This window comes from Pseudomonas lyxosi, from assembly GCF_047758685.1.
Classification (GTDB): Bacteria; Pseudomonadota; Gammaproteobacteria; order Pseudomonadales; family Pseudomonadaceae; genus Aquipseudomonas; species Aquipseudomonas lyxosi.
This window is the reverse complement of the sequence record NZ_CP180481.1, coordinates 6,084,468-6,105,723: the sequence shown is the minus strand read 5'-3', so window position 1 is coordinate 6,105,723 and position 21,256 is coordinate 6,084,468. Positions and strand designations below refer to the sequence as shown.

Annotated in this window: 16 protein-coding genes; 11 read left to right on the top strand and 5 right to left on the bottom strand. The window is 58.5% G+C overall.

What is annotated here, in order from left to right:
- Positions 1 to 70 precede the first annotated feature (70 nt).
- The 7 genes from ACMXYI_RS28055 to ACMXYI_RS28025 all read left to right on the top strand — a co-directional run bounded on the left by ACMXYI_RS28055 (position 71) and on the right by ACMXYI_RS28025 (position 8,524).
- Positions 71 to 508: a hypothetical protein gene (locus ACMXYI_RS28055; RefSeq protein WP_008151424.1), complete on the top strand. Its 438-nt coding sequence runs from the start codon at positions 71 to 73 to the stop codon at positions 506 to 508.
- 540 nt (positions 509 to 1,048) lie between these two features.
- On the top strand, positions 1,049 to 3,196 hold the full coding sequence (fadB, locus tag ACMXYI_RS28050; protein WP_415770230.1) for a fatty acid oxidation complex subunit alpha FadB: 2,148 nt from the start codon (positions 1,049 to 1,051) through the stop codon (positions 3,194 to 3,196).
- A 29-nt stretch (positions 3,197 to 3,225) separates the two neighbouring features.
- On the top strand, positions 3,226 to 4,401 hold the full coding sequence (gene fadA / locus ACMXYI_RS28045; RefSeq protein WP_008007076.1) for an acetyl-CoA C-acyltransferase FadA: 1,176 nt from the start codon (positions 3,226 to 3,228) through the stop codon (positions 4,399 to 4,401).
- A gap of 99 nt (positions 4,402 to 4,500) precedes the next feature.
- Entirely contained in the window at positions 4,501 to 4,737 is a 237-nt protein-coding gene (locus ACMXYI_RS28040) for a DUF1653 domain-containing protein (protein WP_046047845.1), read from the top strand.
- Positions 4,738 to 4,851: 114 nt separating this feature from the next.
- A complete protein-coding gene (topA, locus tag ACMXYI_RS28035; RefSeq protein WP_415770228.1) occupies positions 4,852 to 7,485 on the top strand; it encodes a type I DNA topoisomerase in 2,634 nt (877 codons plus the stop codon).
- A 141-nt stretch (positions 7,486 to 7,626) separates the two neighbouring features.
- Positions 7,627 to 8,151, top strand: a complete 525-nt coding sequence (locus tag ACMXYI_RS28030) for a DUF6586 family protein (protein ID WP_415770226.1) — start codon at positions 7,627 to 7,629, stop codon at positions 8,149 to 8,151.
- Positions 8,152 to 8,290: 139 nt separating this feature from the next.
- Positions 8,291 to 8,524 (top strand): hypothetical protein, encoded by a 234-nt coding sequence (locus ACMXYI_RS28025; RefSeq protein ID WP_046048057.1) that lies wholly within the window; start codon positions 8,291 to 8,293, stop codon positions 8,522 to 8,524.
- A 94-nt stretch (positions 8,525 to 8,618) separates the two neighbouring features.
- Here the strand turns inward: ACMXYI_RS28025 and sulA are convergent, their stop codons facing one another.
- Positions 8,619 to 9,092, bottom strand: a complete 474-nt coding sequence (gene sulA / locus ACMXYI_RS28020; RefSeq protein ID WP_008151409.1) for an SOS-induced cell division inhibitor SulA — start codon at positions 9,090 to 9,092, stop codon at positions 8,619 to 8,621.
- Positions 9,093 to 9,102: 10 nt separating this feature from the next.
- Positions 9,103 to 9,711, bottom strand: coding sequence for a transcriptional repressor LexA (lexA, locus tag ACMXYI_RS28015; RefSeq protein ID WP_007933171.1), 609 nt, complete (start codon positions 9,709 to 9,711; stop codon positions 9,103 to 9,105).
- A 229-nt stretch (positions 9,712 to 9,940) separates the two neighbouring features.
- On the opposite strand from lexA, the gene ACMXYI_RS28010 reads away from it, so the two are divergent.
- The 3 genes from ACMXYI_RS28010 to ACMXYI_RS28000 all read left to right on the top strand — a co-directional run bounded on the left by ACMXYI_RS28010 (position 9,941) and on the right by ACMXYI_RS28000 (position 12,567).
- Entirely contained in the window at positions 9,941 to 10,648 is a 708-nt protein-coding gene (locus tag ACMXYI_RS28010; RefSeq protein ID WP_033061916.1) for a TetR/AcrR family transcriptional regulator, read from the top strand.
- A gap of 170 nt (positions 10,649 to 10,818) precedes the next feature.
- Positions 10,819 to 11,817, top strand: a complete 999-nt coding sequence (nagZ, locus tag ACMXYI_RS28005; protein ID WP_415773991.1) for a beta-N-acetylhexosaminidase — start codon at positions 10,819 to 10,821, stop codon at positions 11,815 to 11,817.
- 12 nt (positions 11,818 to 11,829) lie between these two features.
- Positions 11,830 to 12,567: an S-methyl-5'-thioinosine phosphorylase gene (locus ACMXYI_RS28000; protein ID WP_415770224.1), complete on the top strand. Its 738-nt coding sequence runs from the start codon at positions 11,830 to 11,832 to the stop codon at positions 12,565 to 12,567.
- Positions 12,568 to 12,678: 111 nt separating this feature from the next.
- Here the strand turns inward: ACMXYI_RS28000 and ACMXYI_RS27995 are convergent, their stop codons facing one another.
- The 3 genes from ACMXYI_RS27995 to mfd are packed head-to-tail and all read right to left on the bottom strand — an operon-like array spanning position 12,679 to position 19,418.
- Positions 12,679 to 15,369, bottom strand: a complete 2,691-nt coding sequence (locus tag ACMXYI_RS27995) for a DEAD/DEAH box helicase (RefSeq protein WP_415770223.1) — start codon at positions 15,367 to 15,369, stop codon at positions 12,679 to 12,681.
- Between the two features lie 10 nt (positions 15,370 to 15,379).
- On the bottom strand, positions 15,380 to 15,958 hold the full coding sequence (locus ACMXYI_RS27990) for a CsiV family protein (protein WP_415770222.1): 579 nt from the start codon (positions 15,956 to 15,958) through the stop codon (positions 15,380 to 15,382).
- A 10-nt stretch (positions 15,959 to 15,968) separates the two neighbouring features.
- Positions 15,969 to 19,418 carry a transcription-repair coupling factor gene (gene mfd / locus ACMXYI_RS27985; protein WP_415770220.1) on the bottom strand — a complete coding sequence of 1,150 codons (3,450 nt, stop codon included), beginning with the start codon at positions 19,416 to 19,418 and terminating at the stop codon, positions 15,969 to 15,971.
- A 363-nt stretch (positions 19,419 to 19,781) separates the two neighbouring features.
- Here mfd and ACMXYI_RS27980 point away from each other — a divergent pair, with 363 nt between their 5' ends.
- Complete coding sequence (locus ACMXYI_RS27980) at positions 19,782 to 21,245, top strand: glyceraldehyde-3-phosphate dehydrogenase (protein ID WP_150655323.1); 1,464 nt, start codon at positions 19,782 to 19,784, stop codon at positions 21,243 to 21,245.
- Positions 21,246 to 21,256 lie beyond the last annotated feature (11 nt).

Below are 21,256 nucleotides of genomic sequence, written 5' to 3'. Positions count from 1 at the left end.
GTATGGCTGGTTTCAAGCGCATTGTTTTCAAAGTGACTCAATGCGCTCATCAAGAATCGGGAGTACAGATATGACGGTCTGGATAGTGGTGTCAATCCTGTTGGTGGTACTGAGTCCGCTGGCATGGTTGCGGCCGTCGCGCCACCAGAGCGGCCGCATGGCCCTGCGCATGGAGGCGCGACGCATCGGATTGGCGATGCAGCTGGCGCCTCAGGACTGGCCGCACTGGCTGAGCAAGGAGCCGCCGAGCCCTTGCGCCCAGTACCATCGACCGCGGCGTGGCAATCGGCCGGCGTGCTGGTGTTACTGGCAAAAAGCGCCGGGTGTGTGGGTCAATCAGTGGCAGGAGGTCTGTGAGGAACCGGCGTTGCTGATTCATTTCGAAAAGTTGCCAGACAACGTTTACAAGGTCGAAGCAGACAAGCAGATGATCACGTTGTATTGGGGCGAGAAGGGCGAGGCGACGGTTTTGCAGGATATTGATGCGGTGCTGAAGGCGCTGGCATAAAACGCGGAAATTTCGCGCCGCAATGGCGCGAAACGTCCGGCAGACAGGCAATAAAAAGCCCGACATCATCATCGGGCTGGAGTTGGCCAGGCAGGCCGGTAATTCTGTGTGGCGCTGATATTACGCTGGGCATTCGCCAAAAGCGTTCATGTTTTTTCCTCAAGGTCCCGCCAGCGTAGCTTGTTAAACAAAGGCTGCAGCGAATTAGGGCGACTTTTCTAACTATTGATTCTATGAATGGCCTCACATGCAGCCGCGTGTTGCAGGTCTTCGTGTTACGGAAATGACCGGAAAGTCGCGTTTCAACCCGTATTTTGGGCGATTGACAATTGTCGGAAATTCCGTGAAGGTGACGTACCCAAATCAAACGGGCGTATGAATTGAGCGTTTGTATTACAGACCGCTCCTACAGAATCCCGACTATCGCGTTGGCGGGTGTGCCGGGTGGATGGGCGTAGCATTGACGTTAAACGTCCCTGCCGAGCCATTCGCCTGCGTCCGACGTGTACTGTTCAGCTTCCATATCGTGGAGATCAGTTGATGATTTACGAAGGTAAAGCCATCACGGTTAAGGCTCTTGAAAGTGGCATTGTCGAATTGAAATTCGACCTCAAGGGTGAGTCCGTCAACAAGTTCAACCGTCTAACCCTGAACGAACTGCGTCAGGCCGTAGACACCATCAAGGCAGATGCTTCGATCAAGGGTGTGATCGTCAGCAGTGGCAAGGACGTGTTCATCGTCGGCGCCGACATCACCGAATTTGTCGAGAACTTCAAGCTGCCTGATGCAGAGCTTGTTGCTGGCAACCTGGAAGCCAACAAGATTTTCAGCGATTTCGAAGACCTCAACGTCCCGACTGTCGCCGCGATCAACGGCATCGCCCTGGGTGGCGGTCTGGAAATGTGCCTGGCGGCGGACTACCGCGTCATGTCCACCAAGGCCAAGATCGGTCTGCCGGAAGTCAAACTGGGCATCTACCCGGGCTTCGGCGGTACCGTGCGCCTGCCGCGCATCATCGGTGCCGACAACGCCATCGAATGGATTGCCGCCGGTAAGGAAAACCGTCCTGACGACGCGCTGAAAGTCGGCGCAGTCGACGCAGTGGTTGCTCCCGAGAAATTGCAGGAAGCGGCCCTGGAGCTGATCAAGCGCGCCATCTCTGGCGAGTTCGACTACAAGGCCAAGCGTCAGCCGAAGCTCGAAAAGCTCAAGCTCAACGCCATCGAACAAATGATGTCGTTCGAAACCGCCAAGGGTTTCGTGGCCGGTCAAGCGGGCCCGAACTACCCGGCGCCGGTTGAAGCGATCAAAACTATCCAGAAAGCCGCGAACTTCGGTCGCGACAAGGCGCTGGAAGTTGAAGCCAACGGTTTCGTCAAACTGGCCAAGACCTCTGCCGCGCAGAGCTTGATCGGTCTGTTCCTGAACGATCAGGAGCTGAAGAAAAAGGCCAAGGCCTACGACGAAATCGCCAAGGACGTGAAGCAGGCTGCCGTATTGGGCGCCGGTATCATGGGTGGCGGTATCGCTTATCAGTCGGCTTCCAAAGGTACGCCGATCCTGATGAAAGACATCAACGAGCACGGCATCGAGCAGGGTCTGGCCGAAGCTGCCAAATTGCTGGTGGGCCGCGTTGATAAAGGTCGCATGACCCCGGCGAAAATGGCCGAAGTGCTCAATGGCATTCGTCCGACCCTGTCCTACGGTGATTTCGGTCACGTCGACCTGGTGGTTGAAGCGGTCGTCGAGAACCCTAAGGTCAAGCAAGCCGTTCTGGCTGAAGTGGAAGACAAGGTCAAAGAGGACACCATCCTCGCGTCCAACACCTCGACCATTTCCATCACCTTGCTGGCCAAAGCCCTCAAGCGTCCGGAAAACTTCGTCGGCATGCACTTCTTCAACCCGGTGCACATGATGCCGCTGGTTGAAGTGATCCGTGGCGAGAAGTCCAGCGAGCTGGCAGTTGCCACCACCGTTGCCTACGCCAAGAAAATGGGCAAGAACCCGATCGTCGTCAACGACTGCCCGGGCTTCCTGGTCAACCGCGTGCTGTTCCCGTACTTCGGCGGTTTCGCCAAACTGGTCAGCGCCGGTGTGGACTTTGTCCGTATCGACAAGGTCATGGAAAAATTCGGCTGGCCAATGGGCCCGGCATACCTGATGGACGTGGTCGGCATCGACACCGGTCACCACGGTCGTGACGTGATGGCTGAAGGCTTCCCGGACCGCATGAAAGACGACCGTCGTTCGGCCATCGACGTGCTGTACGAAGCCAAACGCCTGGGCCAGAAGAACGGCAAGGGCTTCTACGCCTACGAGACCGACAAGCGCGGCAAGCAGAAGAAAGTCGCCGACCCGACGGTACTGGAAGTGCTCAAGCCGATCGTCTTCGAACAGCGTGAAGTCACCGACGAAGACATCATCAACTGGATGATGATCCCGCTGTGCCTGGAAACCGTGCGTTGCCTGGAAGACGGCATTGTCGAAACCGCTGCCGAAGCCGACATGGGTCTGGTCTACGGTATTGGTTTCCCTCCATTCCGTGGCGGTGCGCTGCGCTACATCGATTCGATCGGTGTTGCAGAGTTCGTTGCCCTGGCTGACCAGTACGCTGATTTGGGCGCGCTGTACCACCCGACCGCAAAACTGCGTGAAATGGCCAAAACCGGCCAGCGGTTCTTCGGTTAAGCGCCCCCAACTAGAGTGAGAGTGAATATATGAGCTTGAATCCTAGAGACGTCGTGATTGTCGACTTCGGTCGTACTCCGATGGGCCGCTCCAAGGGCGGCATGCACCGCAACACCCGCGCTGAAGACATGTCGGCGCACTTGATCAGTAAACTGCTGGAACGCAACGTCAAGGTTGATCCGAGCGAAGTCGAAGACGTGATCTGGGGCTGTGTGAACCAGACCCTGGAGCAGGGCTGGAACATCGCCCGCATGGCGTCTCTGATGACTCAGATCCCGCACACTGCTGCCGGCCAGACCGTCAGCCGTCTGTGTGGTTCGTCGATGAGCGCTCTGCACACTGCTGCGCAAGCGATCATGACCGGCAACGGTGACGTGTTCGTGGTTGGCGGCGTCGAGCATATGGGTCACGTGAGCATGATGCACGGTGTCGATCCGAACCCGCACATGTCCCTGTACGCGGCGAAAGCCTCGGGCATGATGGGTTTGACCGCTGAAATGCTGGGTAAAATGCACGGCATTACTCGCGAACAACAGGACGCTTTCGGCGTGCGCTCCCACCAGCTCGCTCACAAGGCGACACTGGAAGGCAAGTTCAAAGACGAAATCATCCCGATGCAGGGCTACGACGAGAACGGTTTCCTGAAACTGTTCGACTACGACGAAACCATTCGTCCGGAAACTACCCTGGAAAGCCTGGCGGCTCTGAAGCCAGCGTTCAACCCTAAGGGCGGCACCGTGACAGCCGGTACTTCGTCGCAAATCACCGATGGTGCTTCGTGCATGATCGTGATGTCGGCGCAGCGTGCACAGGACCTGGGCATCCAGCCTATGGCGGTGATTCGTTCGATGGCAGTGGCAGGTGTGGACCCGGCAATCATGGGCTATGGTCCAGTACCGGCCACACAAAAAGCACTGAAGCGCGCGGGTCTTGGCATTAACGATATCGACTTCTTCGAGCTCAACGAAGCTTTCGCCGCACAGGCCCTGCCAGTGCTGAAAGATTTGAAAGTGCTCGACAAGATGAACGAGAAGGTTAACCTGCACGGCGGCGCCATCGCCCTGGGTCACCCGTTCGGTTGCTCCGGTGCGCGTATCTCCGGCACTCTGCTGAACGTGATGAAGCAAAATGGCGGCACCTTCGGGGTAGCCACCATGTGCATTGGTCTCGGCCAAGGCATCTCCACCGTCTTCGAACGCGTTTAAGCGTTTCGTTGAAGGAAGCCGGGGCCAAGTGCCCCGGTTTTTGTTTTTCTGAATTTATTTTTGTTTTTATTTTGAAAAGATTTGAGCGAGGGCCAAACCATGCCGATACAACCTGGGCTCTACCAACATTACAAAGGTCCGCAGTACCGCGTATTCAGTATTGCGCGGCATTCGGAAACCGAAGAAGAAGTGGTCTTCTACCAAGCCCTGTATGGCGATTACGGCTTTTGGGTGCGTCCCTTGAGCATGTTCCTGGAGTCGGTCGAGGTTGACGGCGAACAGGTGCCACGCTTTGCTTTGGTGCAAGCCGAACCGAGCCTTTTTTCCAAGCCATAAGCTGAGTGCGCGCAAGACCCTGCGCTTGACCTCACCTTGTAGCCACTATATATAGCGGTGCCGCGTCAGGCGCCAACCGCCTTTCACTTCTAGAATTCAGGAATTTTCTGATCCATGGGCAAATCGCTGGTCATTGTGGAATCCCCGGCTAAGGCCAAGACCATCAACAAGTATCTGGGTAACCAATACGTGGTGAAGTCGAGTATCGGCCATATCCGAGACCTGCCCACCAGCGGTTCGGCTAGCGCCAGCAAAGAGCCAGCCGCCAAGCGCGGCAAGGCCGCCGCGGGTGAAGGTCCGGTGCTCACGCCGAAAGAGAAAGCGCGCAAGCAGCTGGTCTCGCGCATGGGTGTCGATCCCGATCATGGCTGGAAAGCCAAGTACGAGATCCTCCCGGGCAAGGAAAAGGTCATCGAAGAGCTGCGCCGGCTCGCCAAAGATGCTGACACCATCTATCTCGCAACCGACTTGGATCGCGAGGGGGAAGCCATTGCCTGGCACCTGCGCGAGGCCATCGGTGGTGATGACAGCCGCTACAAGCGCGTGGTGTTCAACGAAATCACCAAGAAAGCGATCCAGGAAGCCTTCTCCAAGCCGGGCGAGCTGGACATCGATCGTGTCAACGCCCAACAGGCGCGTCGTTTCCTCGACCGCGTGGTGGGTTACATGGTTTCGCCACTGCTGTGGGCCAAGGTCGCTCGTGGCCTGTCCGCCGGTCGCGTGCAATCGGTTGCCGTGAAGCTGGTCGTCGAGCGTGAGCGTGAAATCCGCGCGTTCAACCCGGAAGAGTACTGGGAAGTTCACGCCGACCTCGGCACCGCCAAGGGCGCGACCGTGCGCTTTGACGTCGCTCGCGAGAAAGGCGAAGCCTTCAAGCCGCTCAACGAAGCCCAGGCCATGGCCGCGCTGGAGAAGCTCAAGGCTTCCAGCTACAGCATCGTCAAGCGCGAAGACAAGCCGACCAGCAGCAAGCCGTCGGCACCGTTCATCACGTCCACTCTACAACAGGCCGCAAGTAACCGCCTGGGCTTCGGCGTGAAGAAAACCATGATGATGGCCCAGCGTCTGTACGAAGCCGGCTACATCACTTACATGCGTACCGACTCCACCAATCTCTCGGTCGATGCCGTGACGATGGCGCGTACTTATATTGAAGGTGAGTTCGGCAAGAAGTACCTGCCGGAAAACCCGAATGTTTACAGCAGCAAGGAAGGCGCACAAGAGGCTCACGAAGCGATTCGTCCCTCCGATGCCAACACCGAGCCAAGCAAGCTGTCGGGCATGGAACGCGATGCTGAGCGGCTCTACGAGCTGATCTGGCGCCAGTTCCTCGCTTGCCAGATGCTGCCGGCCCAATACCTGTCGACCACTGTCACCGTCGGTGCCGGTGACTTCGAGTTGCGCGCCAAGGGTCGCATCCTGAAATTCGACGGTTACACCCGCGTCATGCCGCAAATCGCCAAGCCTGGTGATGACGATGTGCTGCCGGACATGGCCCAGGGCGACGCGATGAAGCTGATCAAGCTTGATCCGACCCAGCACTTCACCAAGCCGCCAGCGCGTTACTCGGAAGCGAGCCTGGTTAAAGAAATGGAAAAACGCGGCATCGGTCGTCCTTCGACCTACGCAGCGATCATTTCGACCATCCAGGATCGTGGCTACGTAGCGCTGCACAACCGTCGTTTCTACTCAGAAAAAATGGGCGACATCGTTACCGAACGTCTGGCCGAGAGCTTCTCCAATCTCATGGACTACGGCTTCACCGCCGGCATGGAAGAGAACCTCGATGACGTGGCTCAAGGTGAGCGCGACTGGAAAAACGTACTTGACGAGTTCTACGGCGATTTCAAGAAGAAACTCGAAGTAGCCGAAAGCGCCGAAGGCGGCATGCGCGCCAACCAACCGGTGATGACGGACATTCCGTGCGTGTTGTGCAGTCGTCCGATGCAGATTCGTACCGCATCGACTGGCGTGTTCCTCGGTTGCTCAGGCTACAGCCTGCCGCCGAAAGAGCGCTGCAAGGCCACGGTCAACCTGGTGCCGGGCGACGAAATCGCGGCGGACGACGAGGGTGAATCGGAATCGCTGGTGCTGCGTGGCAAGCATCGCTGCCCGATCTGCAGCACGGCGATGGACGCATACCTGCTGGATGAGAAGCGCAAGCTGCACATCTGCGGTAACAACCCGGATTGCTCTGGCTACGAAATCGAAGAGGGCACTTATCGCATCAAAGGCTACGAAGGTCCGAGCCTGGAATGCGACAAGTGCGGCAGTGAGATGCAGCTCAAGACCGGCCGTTTCGGCAAGTTCTTTGGTTGCACCAATGCGACGTGCAAGAACACCCGCAAACTGCTAAAAAGCGGTGATGCAGCGCCGCCGAAGATGGATCCGGTGAAGATGCCTGAGCTGAAATGCGAAAAGGTCAATGACACCTACATCCTGCGCGACGGTGCTTCCGGCCTGTTCCTGGCGGCCAGCCAATTTCCGAAAAACCGCGAGACGCGTGCTCCGCTGGTCATGGAAATTGTGCCGCACAAGGATGAGATCGATCCGAAGTACCACTTCCTCTGCGAAGCACCGAAGAAAGATCCGGACGGCCTGCCTGCTGTGATCCGTTACAGCCGTAAAACCAAAGAGCAGTACGTACAGACTGAAGTCGACGGTAAGCCGACTGGCTGGAAGGCGTACTACGACGGCGGCAAGTGGACGGTTGAAGACAAGCGCCCGGCGAAGACCGCCAAGGCTTAACAGGTGCTGTACTGAAAAGGCCGCATGACAACCCTCGGGTTTTCATGCGGCCTTTTTGTTTTGTGCTTGCGGTGAACTCGGGTGATCCACGACACTGTCTGACCTGCGTGAAGCAATTATTTCGTTGTGGAGGCTGCCGTCATGGCCCACGAACTCTATACCCGTACCAACCAGAAGATTTACTTCGCCGGCCTGTCGCTGGAAGCGCTCGCCAAAGCCGAAGAGGGGCGGGCGATGAACTCCCTGGCGCTGATCCAGGCTGGACGCGAGTCGGCGTTGTTTCACCTGTACGGTGCGTTGCTGGGACTGTGCCATGAAATCGCCGGTTTCTATCGCTTGCCTCAAGCTAATGCGCCTCGGGCCGAGTTATTGCTGACGCGCGAAGTGCTTGAAGCCATCGCGATTCCGGAAATGGCCGAGATGGTCGAGTTAGCCAATAATCCGGAAACCTGGCTGGCCAAACTGCTGGCAGCCCATGCTGCACTGTTTCAGCCGCCACGGGCGCCGCACAAGCCTAAGGGTGACGTGACGCAGCCGCTGATCCTCGCCGTTAACCTGGATGAAGAAGAGGCTCCACAAGAGCTGAGTCGGGAAGAGCTGGAGAGCTGGCGTCAGAACCTCAAAGGGTTGGCGATTCGGTTTCGCGAAGGTTTGAACGAGTGTTGAGGGAAGGATGACCCGATGGGTTGTCCGCTCAGGGATGAGTGCTAGCAGATATTTCTTCGCAATGACATCCGGTCAAGTTACCGAGCGAAGCCTGGTCGATGCCTATATAATCCCCGCCTTTCGTGGAGAACAGACCTTTATGCCAACGTCCTTTCTAGAAATTGTCGAGTTACCAGACGGCCGTATTGAGCTGCGCAGGGCCGAGGACGAGGGTTCTCTGGTTACTTTGGATTTCTCCGAGGATGCCAAAGCGTTCCTGCAAGGCCAGCACGTTGAAGTCGCCAAGGCGATGTTGAGCGTCGGCGTTCAGATGGCCGGACGCTTGGTTGAAGGCGATTTCAATACGGACGAGGGGTCTCGGGTTCTTCATTGATCCCGCCCGTCGCTTTTTTGCTGATATCACTACAGGTCGGCTTCTCTATCCTTGGAGAAGCCCCGCGCTGTTCAATGCGCGCATTGTTTGTCAGTTAACCCAATCGAATATTCAGACTTTGTGCGTCCCCGATCCGGGCGGCGCTGATCAACTGTTGCCGTGAAGTTGTGCTCAATGGGTTGAGCCAGCTGACCACCGTGTGGCTGCGGCCCAGGCGCAAGGCCTCGCAGGTCAACTGCTGAGCGCTCTGAGTGCCGCGCGGTTGCAGCAGCAGGATGCGTTCGCGGTTAAGGCCGGCGTCCCGCAACCAGGCCTGGGTCAGGCTGGCGGGCGGCGCGATCAACGTCAGCCAGCGCGCGTCCTGGTCCTGGCTCAGTTCCCTGAGAATTGGCGCAAGAAGGTTCAGGCAGTTCCCGGCTGCACCACGCAGCGACAGCTCACTGAAGACTTCGGGCTCGGCGCTCCAGGGTGACTCGACCACGTCTTTCAGGATCGGTGCCAATGGCTGCACCATGAAAGCCTCGAACAACGGCAGTTGGGCTTGCTGTGATGTGTGTGGGAACTGCATAAAGCCTCCTTTAGCGGCGAATGACGCCGACACTCAAGCCTTCGATCACCAGTTCCTGATCTTTCAGGTTCACTTCGATAGGGGCGAATTCAGGGTTTTCGGCAATCAACCAGACCTTGCTACCATCGCGCTTGAAACGCTTGACGGTCACTTCGTCGCCGATCCGCGCGACTACGATTTGGCCATTGCGGGCTTCGCGGGTGGTGTGCACTGCCAGCAGGTCACCGTCGAAAATGCCCACATCCTTCATGCTCATTCCATGAACCCGCAGTAGATAGTCGGCGCGAGGATGGAAGAACGACGGGTTGATGTTGCAGGACTCTTCGATGTGCTGCTGGGCGAGGATCGGAGCACCGGCAGCCACTCGGCCAATGATCGGCAGGGTGGACTCGTCGGCCTTGGCTTCGAAGCCGGGAATACGAATGCCACGGGAAGCACCGGGCGTCATCTCGATCGCACCCTTGCGGGCCAGCGCCTTGAGGTGTTCTTCCGCCGCATTGGGTGACTTGAAACCCAGTTCCTGAGCGATTTCCGCACGGGTTGGCGGGTAGCCGTTGTCTTCGAGGCAGCGTTTGATGAAGGCCAGAATCTCTGCTTGGCGTGGCGTCAGCTTTAGCATATTGATCGCTCTGTCTTTTTATACAGTGACTGGGATTATATACAGTGAAACGGTCTTGGCAATGCCCCTTTTTTTGCCGGCCGCCAGACGGTCGATAAGCCTGCTGACTCACGCTTGCGAGTTGTATGGTTAAATAGCTGACCGGCCATTCTCAAAACGAACTGCCAGGCTTGACAAGGCACAGGCTGAAACGTATGTTTCAAACAAGTGTTTGTCAGGCGGAGTAGTCATGGCCCAGTCGGAAACCGTTGAACGCATTCTTGATGCTGCCGAGCAATTGTTCGCGGAAAAAGGTTTCGCTGAAACCTCATTGCGTCTGATCACCAGCAAGGCTGGAGTCAATCTGGCGGCGGTGAACTATCACTTCGGCTCAAAGAAGGCCCTGATCCAGGCAGTTTTTTCGCGCTTTCTCGGGCCGTTCTGCTTAAGCCTTGATAAAGAGCTGGAGCGGCGTCAGGCCAAGCCGGAGAACAAGCCGACGCTTGAAGAACTGCTGGAAATCCTCGTCGAGCAAGCCCTGGTGGTGCAACCACGCAGCGGCAACGATCTGTCGATTTTCATGCGCTTGCTGGGTCTGGCTTTCAGTCAGAGCCAAGGGCACTTGCGGCGTTATCTGGAAGACATGTACGGCAAGGTGTTCCGCCGCTACATGATGTTGGTCAACGAAGCGGCACCGCGTATTCCGCCGATTGAGCTGTTCTGGCGCGTGCACTTCATGCTCGGCGCCGCCGCGTTCAGCATGTCCGGTATCAAAGCCCTGCGCGCAATTGCCGAGACCGACTTCGGCGTCAACACCTCCATTGAGCAAGTCATGCGTCTGATGGTGCCGTTCCTGGCAGCGGGCATGCGCGCCGAAACCGGTGTGACCGACGCGGCCATGGCCACCGCGCAGCTACGTCCGCGCAGCAAATCAACCCCGGTTGCCGCCAAGGTTTAACCGCGCACGGGTGGGCGCGGCAGCTGACATCCGCTAAGCTAGCCGCCCATGCCGACTCTCGTTCTGAACCCGCTCCCCATTTATATCGCCGACCTGCCGGGCACAGCCCGTGGCGGCGATTTCGTGCGAGCCGGGTCTATCGTTATCAAGGAATCTCTATGACTGCTGGCCTGCAAGGCTCGTTGATGGTGGACGTCGCCGGTACCTGGCTGACGGCTGAAGATCGCCAACTGTTGCGCCAACCCGAAGTGGGCGGCCTGATCATTTTCGCCCGCAATATCGAACACCCGCGTCAGGTGCGCGAATTGAGCGCCTCAATCCGCGCCATTCGCCCCGATCTGTTGCTGGCAGTCGACCAGGAGGGCGGCCGGGTTCAGCGTTTGCGTCAGGGCTTCGTACGACTGCCGGCCATGCGCGCCATCGCTGACAACCCGAATGCCGAGTACCTCGCCGAGCAGTGCGGCTGGATCATGGCGACTGAAGTGCTGGCTGTCGGCCTCGATCTGAGTTTCGCTCCGGTGCTGGACCTCGACTTCCAGCGCAGCGCCGTCGTCGGCACCCGTTCATTTGAAGGTGATCCCGAGCGTGCAGCGTTGCTGGCGGGAGCCTTCATTCGCGGCATGAACAGCGCCGGCATGGCCGCCACCGGCAAGCACTTTCCCGGTCACGGCTGGGCCGAGGCCGATTCCCACGTTGCGATCCCTGTTGATGAGCGCAGTCTCGACGAAATCCGCGCCAACGACCTGGTGCCGTTCACCCGGCTGAGCAAGCAATTGGCTGCGGTCATGCCGGCCCACGTGATCTATCCACAAGTCGATTCCCAACCCGCCGGCTTCTCCCGCCGCTGGTTGCAGGACATTCTGCGCGGCGAGCTGCAATTTGACGGCGTGATCTTCAGCGATGACCTGTCCATGGCCGGCGCCCACGTGGTCGGCGATGCTGCCAGCCGTATCGAAGCGGCGCTGACTGCCGGTTGCGACATGGGCCTGGTGTGCAACGATCGCGCGGCCGCTGAATTGGCCCTGAGCGCTGCCCAGCGTCTGAAGGTCAAGCCATCCGAACGCATTGCGCGGATGCGCGGCCAGTCGTACGCAAATACCGAATATCGTCAAGACCCGCGCTGGCTGACAGCCGTGGGCGCGCTCAAAGAAGCTCAACTGATTGATTGAGGGCTTTTCGTTATGACGGTTTACGCAATTATCGGTGGAACCGGCCTGACTCAACTCGAAGGCCTGAGTATTCGTCAATCATTGGCAGTGGACACGCCGTACGGTGCGCCTTCGGCTGAAGTGCAGATTGGCGAGTACGCCGGCAAGGAAGTGCTGTTCCTCGCGCGCCACGGTCATCCTCACCGTTTTCCGCCGCATCAGGTGAACTACCGCGCCAACCTGTGGGCACTGAAACAGGCTGGCGCCGAAGCGATTCTGGCAGTCAACGCCGTGGGTGGGATTCATTCTGCGATGGGTACCGGACATTTCTGCGTGCCGCATCAGCTGATCGACTACACCAGCGGTCGCGAACACACCTATTTCGCCGATAATCTCGAACAGGTTACCCACATCGATTTCAGCTATCCCTACAGCGAAGCCCTGCGTCAGCAGCTAATCGTGGCATTGGCGGCTGAAGGCGTTGGTTTTGCCAGTCAAGGCGTGTACGCCTGCACCCAGGGGCCACGGCTGGAAACCGTCGCTGAAATCGCGAGACTGGAGCGCGACGGATGCGACATCGTCGGCATGACCGGGATGCCTGAAGCGGCATTGGCTCGCGAGCTGGAACTGGATTACGCCTGTCTGGCGTTGGTGGTGAACCCGGCAGCGGGCAAGTCCACTTCGGTGATCACCATGGCCGAGATCGAGCAAGTGCTGCATGACGGGATGGGCAAGGTGAAATCGACGTTGGCTCGGGTGCTTAAAGGCTGAGCAGTCGTCACACCGAGGCGAGCAAACTCGCTCCCACAGGTACAGCGATAACCCTGTGGGAGCGAGCTTGCTCCGGGCAGCGTTCCGACGATGATGATTCAGTAATCGCCGCTATTTTTCGAGTTTGTCCGGCAACGGCGCAAACAACGCTTCAATATCATCACTCTGCAACTTCCAGTCCCCGGTCTTGCGCCCATCCAGCACGCCAGCCGCCAAGTCGGATTTTTCCTTCTGCAGATGCTGAATCTTCTCTTCCACCGTGCCCCTGGCAATCATCTTGTAGACGAACACCGGTTTCTCCTGACCAATGCGATACGCCCGGTCAGTCGCCTGATTTTCCGTCGCCGGGTTCCACCACGGATCGTAGTGAATCACCGTGTCGGCTTCGGTCAGGTTCAGGCCGACGCCACCCGCCTTCAGGCTGATCAGAAAGATCTGACGCTTGCCGCTCTGGAAGTCTTTTACCGGGGCGCGCCGGTCGCGGGTCTGCCCGGTCAGCAGCGCATAATCGACTCCGCGTTTTTTCAGCTCATCTTCAATTAACGACAGCATTGAAGTGAACTGCGAGAACAGCAGGATCCGCCGACCTTCATCGAACAATTCCTCAAGCATTTCCATCAGGCTGTCGAGCTTGCCCGACGTGCTGCCGCGAGTGGGCAGGGTGGCATCGTTGACCAGGCGCAAATCGCAGCAGACCTGACGCAGCTTCAGCAGCGCCTCAAGAATGATGATCTGGCTGCGCGCCACGCCCTTACGAGTGATCTCGTCGCGGACTTTCTTGTCCATCGCCAGGCGCATGGTTTCGTACACGTCGCGCTGGGCTTCGTTGAGCTCGACCCAATGGATTATTTCGGTTTTCGGCGGCAACTCGGTCGCCACTTGTTCCTTGGTTCGACGCAGCAGGAACGGTTTTATCCGGCCATTGAGGTGTTGAAGTCGTACTTCGCTGGCGCGCTTTTCGATCGGCACGCGGTAATCGCGGTTGAAGCTTTTCACGTCACCGAGCCAGCCAGGCAAGAGGAAGTGAAACAGCGACCACAGTTCACCCAGGTGGTTTTCCAGCGGGGTACCGCTCAGGCACAGACGCTGACGGGCATTCAATTCGCGGGCGGCGTGGGCGGCCTTGCTGTTGGGGTTCTTGATGTACTGCGCCTCGTCCAGAACCAACACGTGCAAAGGCTGCGCGGCGAGACGTTCGACGTCCTTGGGCAGCAGCGCATAGGTGGTCAGGATCAGGTCGTAATCGGCCAGCGTGTCGAAATGCTTTTTGCGACTGGCACCGTACAGCGCCAGCACTTTGAGTTGCGGTGTGAAGTGCGCTGCTTCATCCAGCCAGTTGGGAATCAGGCTGGTGGGCATCACCACCATGCACGGCCGATCGAGGCGTCCGGCGTTCTTCTCACTGAGAATGTGCGCCAGGGTTTGTAGGGTTTTACCCAGACCCATGTCGTCCGCGAGAATCCCTCCGACTTCCAGTTGCCGCAACGACTGCATCCAGCTCAAGCCTTCCAGCTGATAGGGGCGCAAGGTCGCGTTCAGACCTTCCGGTGCGGTCGCGGTGAAGTCCTTGATGTCCCGCAGCCGCTGGGCAAAGGTGCGAATTTGCTCGCCACCCTCCCAGAGTAACGGCAGGTCTTCCAGCGGATTCAGTCGCGTGGCATCGGCTTTGCTCAGGCGCAGCGTCGTTTCGCCGGGCCCTTGCAGGTAGAACTCGCCGAGGGTCGCCAGTACCGGTTTCAATCGGCCGAAGGGCAGGGCGACTTGCAACGGGCCGTACTCGGAGTTCGGGCGATTAGGAATGTTCACCAGGATCAACTCGTCGTCGCGACGTCGGGCCAGTCGCTCCGGGTTGAGGATCTCGGTGTGGGAGCGCATCAGGTTCAACAGGATCGGCAACAGGCTTAGCCGCTCACCGTTGACGATGATCCCCAGTTCCAGATCGAACCAGTCGCGTTCCGGTGCCTGTTCGACAGTGGCGTACCAATCGTCCACGGCCGTCAGGTCGAAACCGAAGTCTTCGTCGATCTGCAACTCCCAACCCTGGGTACGCAGCTTCGGCAGTTCATTGAGGGTGAAGGTCAGCCAGGCGCTGTCGTTGACCATCTCGAAAAGTTCGCCGGCACTTTCCGGCAAGGCCTTGCTTTGCCGAGTGGCAATTTTGAAGCCGAGGATTCGCAGCTGCTCCCTGTAGGTCTGTTCGACTTCCGGGTGGCGTTTTATCCGTAACGTTTGTGTCTCCTGACGAATCAGAATGTCGGCGTTCTTCTGCCCGGAAACATATTCATCCAGATAGCTGAAAGACAACGCCGCGCGATGCTGAATATAACGCTGCATCTTGCCATTGCGCGGTTCGAAGGCGCTGAACTCGATGCTCGCCAGCCATAGGCGCGGCACCGGTTGCACGTTATCCACCAGCACTTGAGGTGGCGCCTTAGGGCTACGGTTTTCCAGTACGGCTTGCAGTTTCTCGAGTAGCTCGGCGTCTTGCGCCGCAGCGGGGTAGGCCAGGGTTTCCTGCACTTTCAGCAGCACCGCCGCGCAATGCTTGCAGTTGCTGTGGACCGGGCAGGTGCAGGTGGCGTCAATCATCAGTAACGTGGCTTTGGCTGACTCGCGCAGGCGAATGGTCTGACGGTAAACGTTACCGCCAGAGCCCTCGCAGGCGGCAATGATCGTGGCGTCGCCGGCCTCGACGATCCTGACGCGGTTCTCCAAAGCGTAGCGACGGCCACGCTCCAGGCTCTGTTCCTTGAATCGGCTGACCCAGGAAGGTGCCAGGGGTTTGCTCAGGGTCGCTGACATAAGGACTCAATCAGTCCGGAATTTCATCGGGGACTGGCCGAGGCGCAGGGGTAGTCAGCGAGGTGATCTTGATCAGCAGGCCGAGATGGCCGTTGTCGAGGAAGTTCAGTTGGCCGTTCTTGGTGTGGCTTTCCTGTTTCATGCGTTCGCTGGCGGTAACCATGCCGTTGGCGTCGATCTGGTTGACCCAGAAGTCTGCATCCACATCGGTGAATCGTCCCAGTTTCATGCTCAGCGTGCCCTCGATCGGGAACTGGCCGAACTGTTCTTTGCCCTCGCTGATCGCGACTTTGCTGGCTTCTTCGTCAAGGTTCTGCTGCCAGGCCTTGTGCAGCAACACCGTGTATTCATTGCTGGCGGTGAGTTTTTCCACTTCAGCATTGAGGCTCGGTGTGCGCAGGCTGTCGGGGCTGATGGGCTGAGCTCCTGCAGCCCAGTCTTCCGGTGCGGCTCGGCTGACGATGGCGGGCACGGCGTTTTGGCGGACCAGAATCATTTCAATCTGATACAAGTCATCGGCAAATGCCGTAGGGGTGACCAGCGCTGTTATTAACATTGTCAACGAGGTCAGTAAGCGAAACAGGCGCATGCGGCGTCCTTCAAGCAGTTTTCGGAATGAGGTGCTCAAACAGCGCCTCTACAGTATTAAAGCGCTCTTCCGGGCGCTCCATCGGCACCTGGAATTTAAACATCGTGGCGCCTTCGAATTTGTAGCGTTTGGGCTGGCTCTGGATCAGTTTGATCAGCGTCAGCGGGTCGACCGGGGTTTGCGTCGCGAACTCGATTCGGCCACCTTGCGGGCCGCCGTCGACTTTCTTGATGCCCAGTAGCTCGGCCTGCAATTTCAGCGCGGTAATGCGCATCAGGTTCTTGGTCGGTTCCGGCAGCAGACCGAAACGATCGATCATCTCCACCTGCAAGTCCTTGAGGCCTTCCTCGTCGGTGGCCGAGGCGATGCGTTTGTAGAGAATCAGTCGGGCATGCACGTCCGGCAGATAGTCCTCGGGAATCAACGCCGGTACCCGCAGATTGACTTCCGGACCACCGCCGAGCGGTTGATCGAGGTTCGGTTGTTCGCCCTTGCGGATCGACTTCACCGCGCGCTCGAGCATTTCCATGTACAGGGTGAAACCGACGGCCTGGATCTGCCCGCTCTGCCCATCGCCGAGCAATTCGCCGGCGCCACGGATTTCCAGGTCGTTGGTGGCGAGCACGAAGCCCGCACCGAGGTCCTGGGTATTGGCAATCGCTTCCAGACGTTTTTCGGCGTCAGGCGTGATTTGCTGGCGCGGCGGCGTCAGCAAATAAGCGTAAGCCTGGTGGTGACTGCGACCGACCCGGCCGCGCAACTGGTGCAGCTGCGCCAGGCCGAACTTGTCGGCACGCTCGATAATGATGGTGTTGGCGCTCGGCACGTCAATGCCGGTCTCGATGATGGTCGAGGCGATCAGCACGTTGAAGCGCTTGTGATAGAAGTCGCTCATCACTTGTTCGAGATCGCGTTCGCGCATCTGCCCGTGGCCGATGCCTATCCGTGCTTCCGGCACCAGTTCGGCGAGGTCGGCGGCGCATTTCTCAATGGTCTTCACGTCGTTGTGCAGGTAGTAGACCTGACCGCCACGCAACAGCTCACGAAGCAAGGCCTCTTTGACTGTGCTCTTGTTCTGCTCCATGACGAACGTCCGTACCGACAGGCGACGCGCCGGTGGCGTGGCGATGATCGACAGGTCGCGCATGCCCGACACCGCCATGTTCAGCGTGCGCGGAATCGGCGTGGCGGTCAGGGTGAGGATGTCGACTTCACTGCGCAGGGCCTTGAGCTGTTCCTTCTGACGGACACCGAAACGGTGCTCTTCGTCGATGATCACCAGCCCCAGGTTTTTGATTTTTACGTCGTCCTGCAGCAGCTTGTGCGTGCCGATGACGATGTCGATCTTGCCTTCGGCCAGATCCGCGACCGCGGCGTTGACTTCCTTGGTCGACTTGAAGCGGCTCATCACTTCCACGCTCACCGGCCAGTCGGCGAAGCGGTCGCGGAAGCTGTTGTAATGCTGCTGGGCGAGCAGGGTGGTCGGTACCAGAATCGCCACTTGACGACCGCCATGCACCGCGATGAACGCTGCGCGCATCGCCACTTCGGTCTTGCCGAAACCGACGTCGCCGCAAACCAGACGGTCCATCGGTTTCGGCGCGAGCATATCGGCGCGCACCGCTTCGATGGTGGTTTGTTGGTCCGGGGTTTCTTCGAACGGGAAGCCGGCGCTGAAGGTCGCGTAATCGGCTTTCGGGTCGGCGAACGCATAACCTTCGCGAGCGGCGCGACGGGCATAGATGTCGAGCAACTCGGCGGCCACATCGCGTACTTGTTCGGCAGCTTTGCGTTTGGCTTTCTGCCAGGTCTCGGAGCCGAGACGGTGCAGCGGGGCCAGGGCATCGTCGCTACCGGTGTATCGGGCGATCAGGTGCAGGTTGGCCACCGGCACATAAAGCTTGGCGTTTTCGGCGTATTCGAGGGTCAGGAATTCGGCGGCCTGACTATCGATTTCCAGAATCGTCAGCCCGAGATAGCGACCGACACCGTGATCGATGTGCACCACCGGTGCGCCTTCGCGCAACTCGGTGAGGTTTTTGATCACGGCATCGTTGTTGGCGTCGGCGCGTTTCTCGCGGCGACGGCGCTGCATCACGCGCTGACCGAACAACGGGCTTTCAGCGACCAGGGCCAGGGCCGGATCGTCGAGTACCAATCCTTCGTCGAGCGGCGCGATAGTGATCGCCAGACGCTCCTTGCTCGCGACAAAGTCCGGCCAACTGTCGACGGTTTTCGGTCGCAGCTTCAGGCGTTCAAGCAATTCCAGCAACACTTCACGACGGCCCGCGGACTCGGCGGTAAACAGCACGCGACCGGGAAACTCGTCGAGGAAACCGGCCAGCGCTGCCAATGGCTGGGTGGCTTTGGCTTCAATGGCCAGGTTCGGCAGCTCCCGAGCGGGGAAGCGCTCGCGGCCAACGCCGGTTTCCACGTCCTGTTGACTGGCGACCACGCGCGGCCAGTTCTTCAATCGAGCGAAGCAATCCTCCACCGGCAGGAACAACTCGGCTGGCGGCAATAAAGGACGGGCCGGATCGACGCGACGCTCTTCATAGCGATTGCGTACGTCGTTCCAGAAGTTTTCCGCCGCCTGCTCGATGCCGGGCAGGGAAAACACTTGCGTGTCCTGCGGCAGGTAATCGAACAGCGTGGAAGTTTCGTCGAAGAACAGCGGCAGGTAGTACTCGATGCCGGCTGGTGTAATCCCGCTGCTCAAGTCCTGGAAGATCGGGCAGCGACGGAAGTCGACATCGAAACGCTCACGGAAGCGTGCCTTGAAGCGGGTGACCGCATCCTTTTGCAGCGGAAACTCTCTCGCTGGCAGGAGGCGAACCGTTTCAACCTTGTCGATGGAGCGCTGGTTTTCCGGATCGAAGGTACGAAGGGTCTCGATTTCGTCGTCGAACAGGTCGATGCGGAAAGGCAGTTTGCTGCCCATCGGGAACAGATCGATCAGCGAGCCTCGGACGGTAAATTCGCCGTGCTCGTAGACGGTGTCGACGTAGCGATAGCCGCTGGCCTCGAGCCGGGTGCGCATTTGCTCGACATCGAGCTTCTGGCCGATGTCCAGCACCAGGCTGCTGCCGAGCAGGAATTTGGTCGGCGCCAGGCGATGCAGGGCCGTCGTGATAGGCACGACCAAAACGCCATGACTCAGCTCCGGCAATCGATACAACGCGGAGATTCGCTGGGAAATAATGTCCTGGTGCGGCGAAAACAGATCGTAGGGCAGGGTTTCCCAGTCCGGGAAATGCAGCACCGGCAAATCCGGGGCGAAGAAACTCAGCTCCTGTTCCAGCCGTTCGGCACTTTGGCTGTCGGCAGTCAGCAGCAGGGTGAAGCGCTTGGCAGCGCTGGCGGCCTCGGCAATGGCCAGGCTCAGGGCGGCACCGGGCAGGTTGCCCCAGTGCTGTTTACCTGCCGCGGCAGGGAGTAGCGGTAGACGCAGAACGGGCACGGAAGGTTGAGCTCCAAGCGTTGCGACAAAGTCGGTAATTGTAGCGGCCTCGGGTGCCGCCTGTCAGTTGCAGACTGTGTCTATTACGCAGGTTGGGCGAAATGTAGTGGTAAAGACAAAATCATCCCGTTTTTTAGTAAAAATAGCTGAATATGTAGTGGCAAAACGACCGAGTGTTACGGAGGGTTACAGACAAGACAGCGTTGTCTCCCAAAAAATGACTGCGCTGCAGGCCGCGGTTTTATTGGGCTTGAGCCGTACGTCATTTTTTTGAAGAGGAATTTGTTACTGACCGCGCGACAGGCGCGCATTGCTACGGGAGGCACTCGGCGGCATAATGTAGCCCCTTTTTTCTGCCCCTACATGTGGAAGGTTCCCGTGACTCAGAAGCCCGACCAGTGTCTTGGTGAATGGATCGACCGTGAAGCACTCGCAGAAGCGATGATTCCGCTTATCGGTCAGCTCTACCGCAATAACAACGTGGTGAGTTCGATCTATGGCCGCAGTCTGATCAACCAGTCTGTCATCGCGATTCTCAAAGCTCACCGCTTTGCTCGCCATCGCCAGTCCGATGACAGCGAATTGTCCGTCCACGAAACATTCCCGCTGCTCAAGGCAATGAGCGAGCTCAAGCTCGGCGCTGCTTCGGTAGATCTGGGCAAGCTTGCAATCAAGTTCAAGGCTGAAGGCAATGGCCGTACTGCCGAGCAGTTCGTCCGTGAAGAACTGGCTGACGTCGTTGGTCAGCAAAATGTTTCCGCCCGCAAAGGCACCGACGTTGTCCTGTACGGCTTCGGTCGTATCGGCCGTCTGCTGGCGCGCATCCTGATCGAGAAAACCGGTGGTGGCGACGGCCTGCGTCTGCGCGCCATCGTTGTCCGCAAGGGCGCCGAGAACGATCTGGTCAAGCGTGCCAGCCTGCTGCGTCGCGACTCGGTGCACGGTTCGTTCAATGGCACCATCACCATTGATGAAGCCAACAACACCATCACCGCCAACGGCAACCTGATCCAGGTTATCTACGCGAAAAACCCGACTGAAGTGGACTACACCCAGTACGGCATCAAAGACGCGCTGCTGGTGGACAACACCGGTGTATGGCGTGACGCCGACGGTCTGGGCCAGCACTTGGCTTGCCCTGGTATCGATCGCGTTGTTCTGACCGCGCCTGGCAAAGGCAAGCTGAAGAACATCGTTCACGGCATCAACCACGGTGAAATCACCGCTGATGACAAGATCGTTTCCGCGGCTTCCTGCACCACCAACGCCATCGTGCCGGTGCTCAAAGCCGTCAACGACAAGTTCGGCATCATCAACGGTCACGTTGAAACGGTTCACTCGTACACCAACGACCAGAACCTGATCGACAACTTCCACAAAGGCGATCGCCGTGGCCGTAGCGCCGCGTTGAACATGGTAATCACCGAGACCGGTGCTGCCACCGCTGCTGCCAAGGCGCTGCCTGAGCTGGCCGGCAAGCTGACCGGTAACGCGATCCGCGTTCCGACGCCTAACGTGTCGATGGCCATTCTCAATCTGAACCTTGAGAAAGCCGCCACCCGTGAAGAGATGAACGAGTACCTGCGCTACATGGCGCTGCACTCCGATCTGCATAAGCAAATCGACTACGTCAATTCGCAGGAAGTGGTTTCCACCGACTTCGTTGGCTCGCGCCACGCAGGCGTGGTGGACGCTGAAGCAACCATCAGCCAAGACAACCGCGTTGTTCTGTACGTTTGGTACGACAACGAATTCGGTTACAGCTGCCAGGTGGTTCGCGTGATGGAAGACATGGCCGGTGTAAACCCGCCTGCATTCCCGCGCTAAGCATTAGCTGC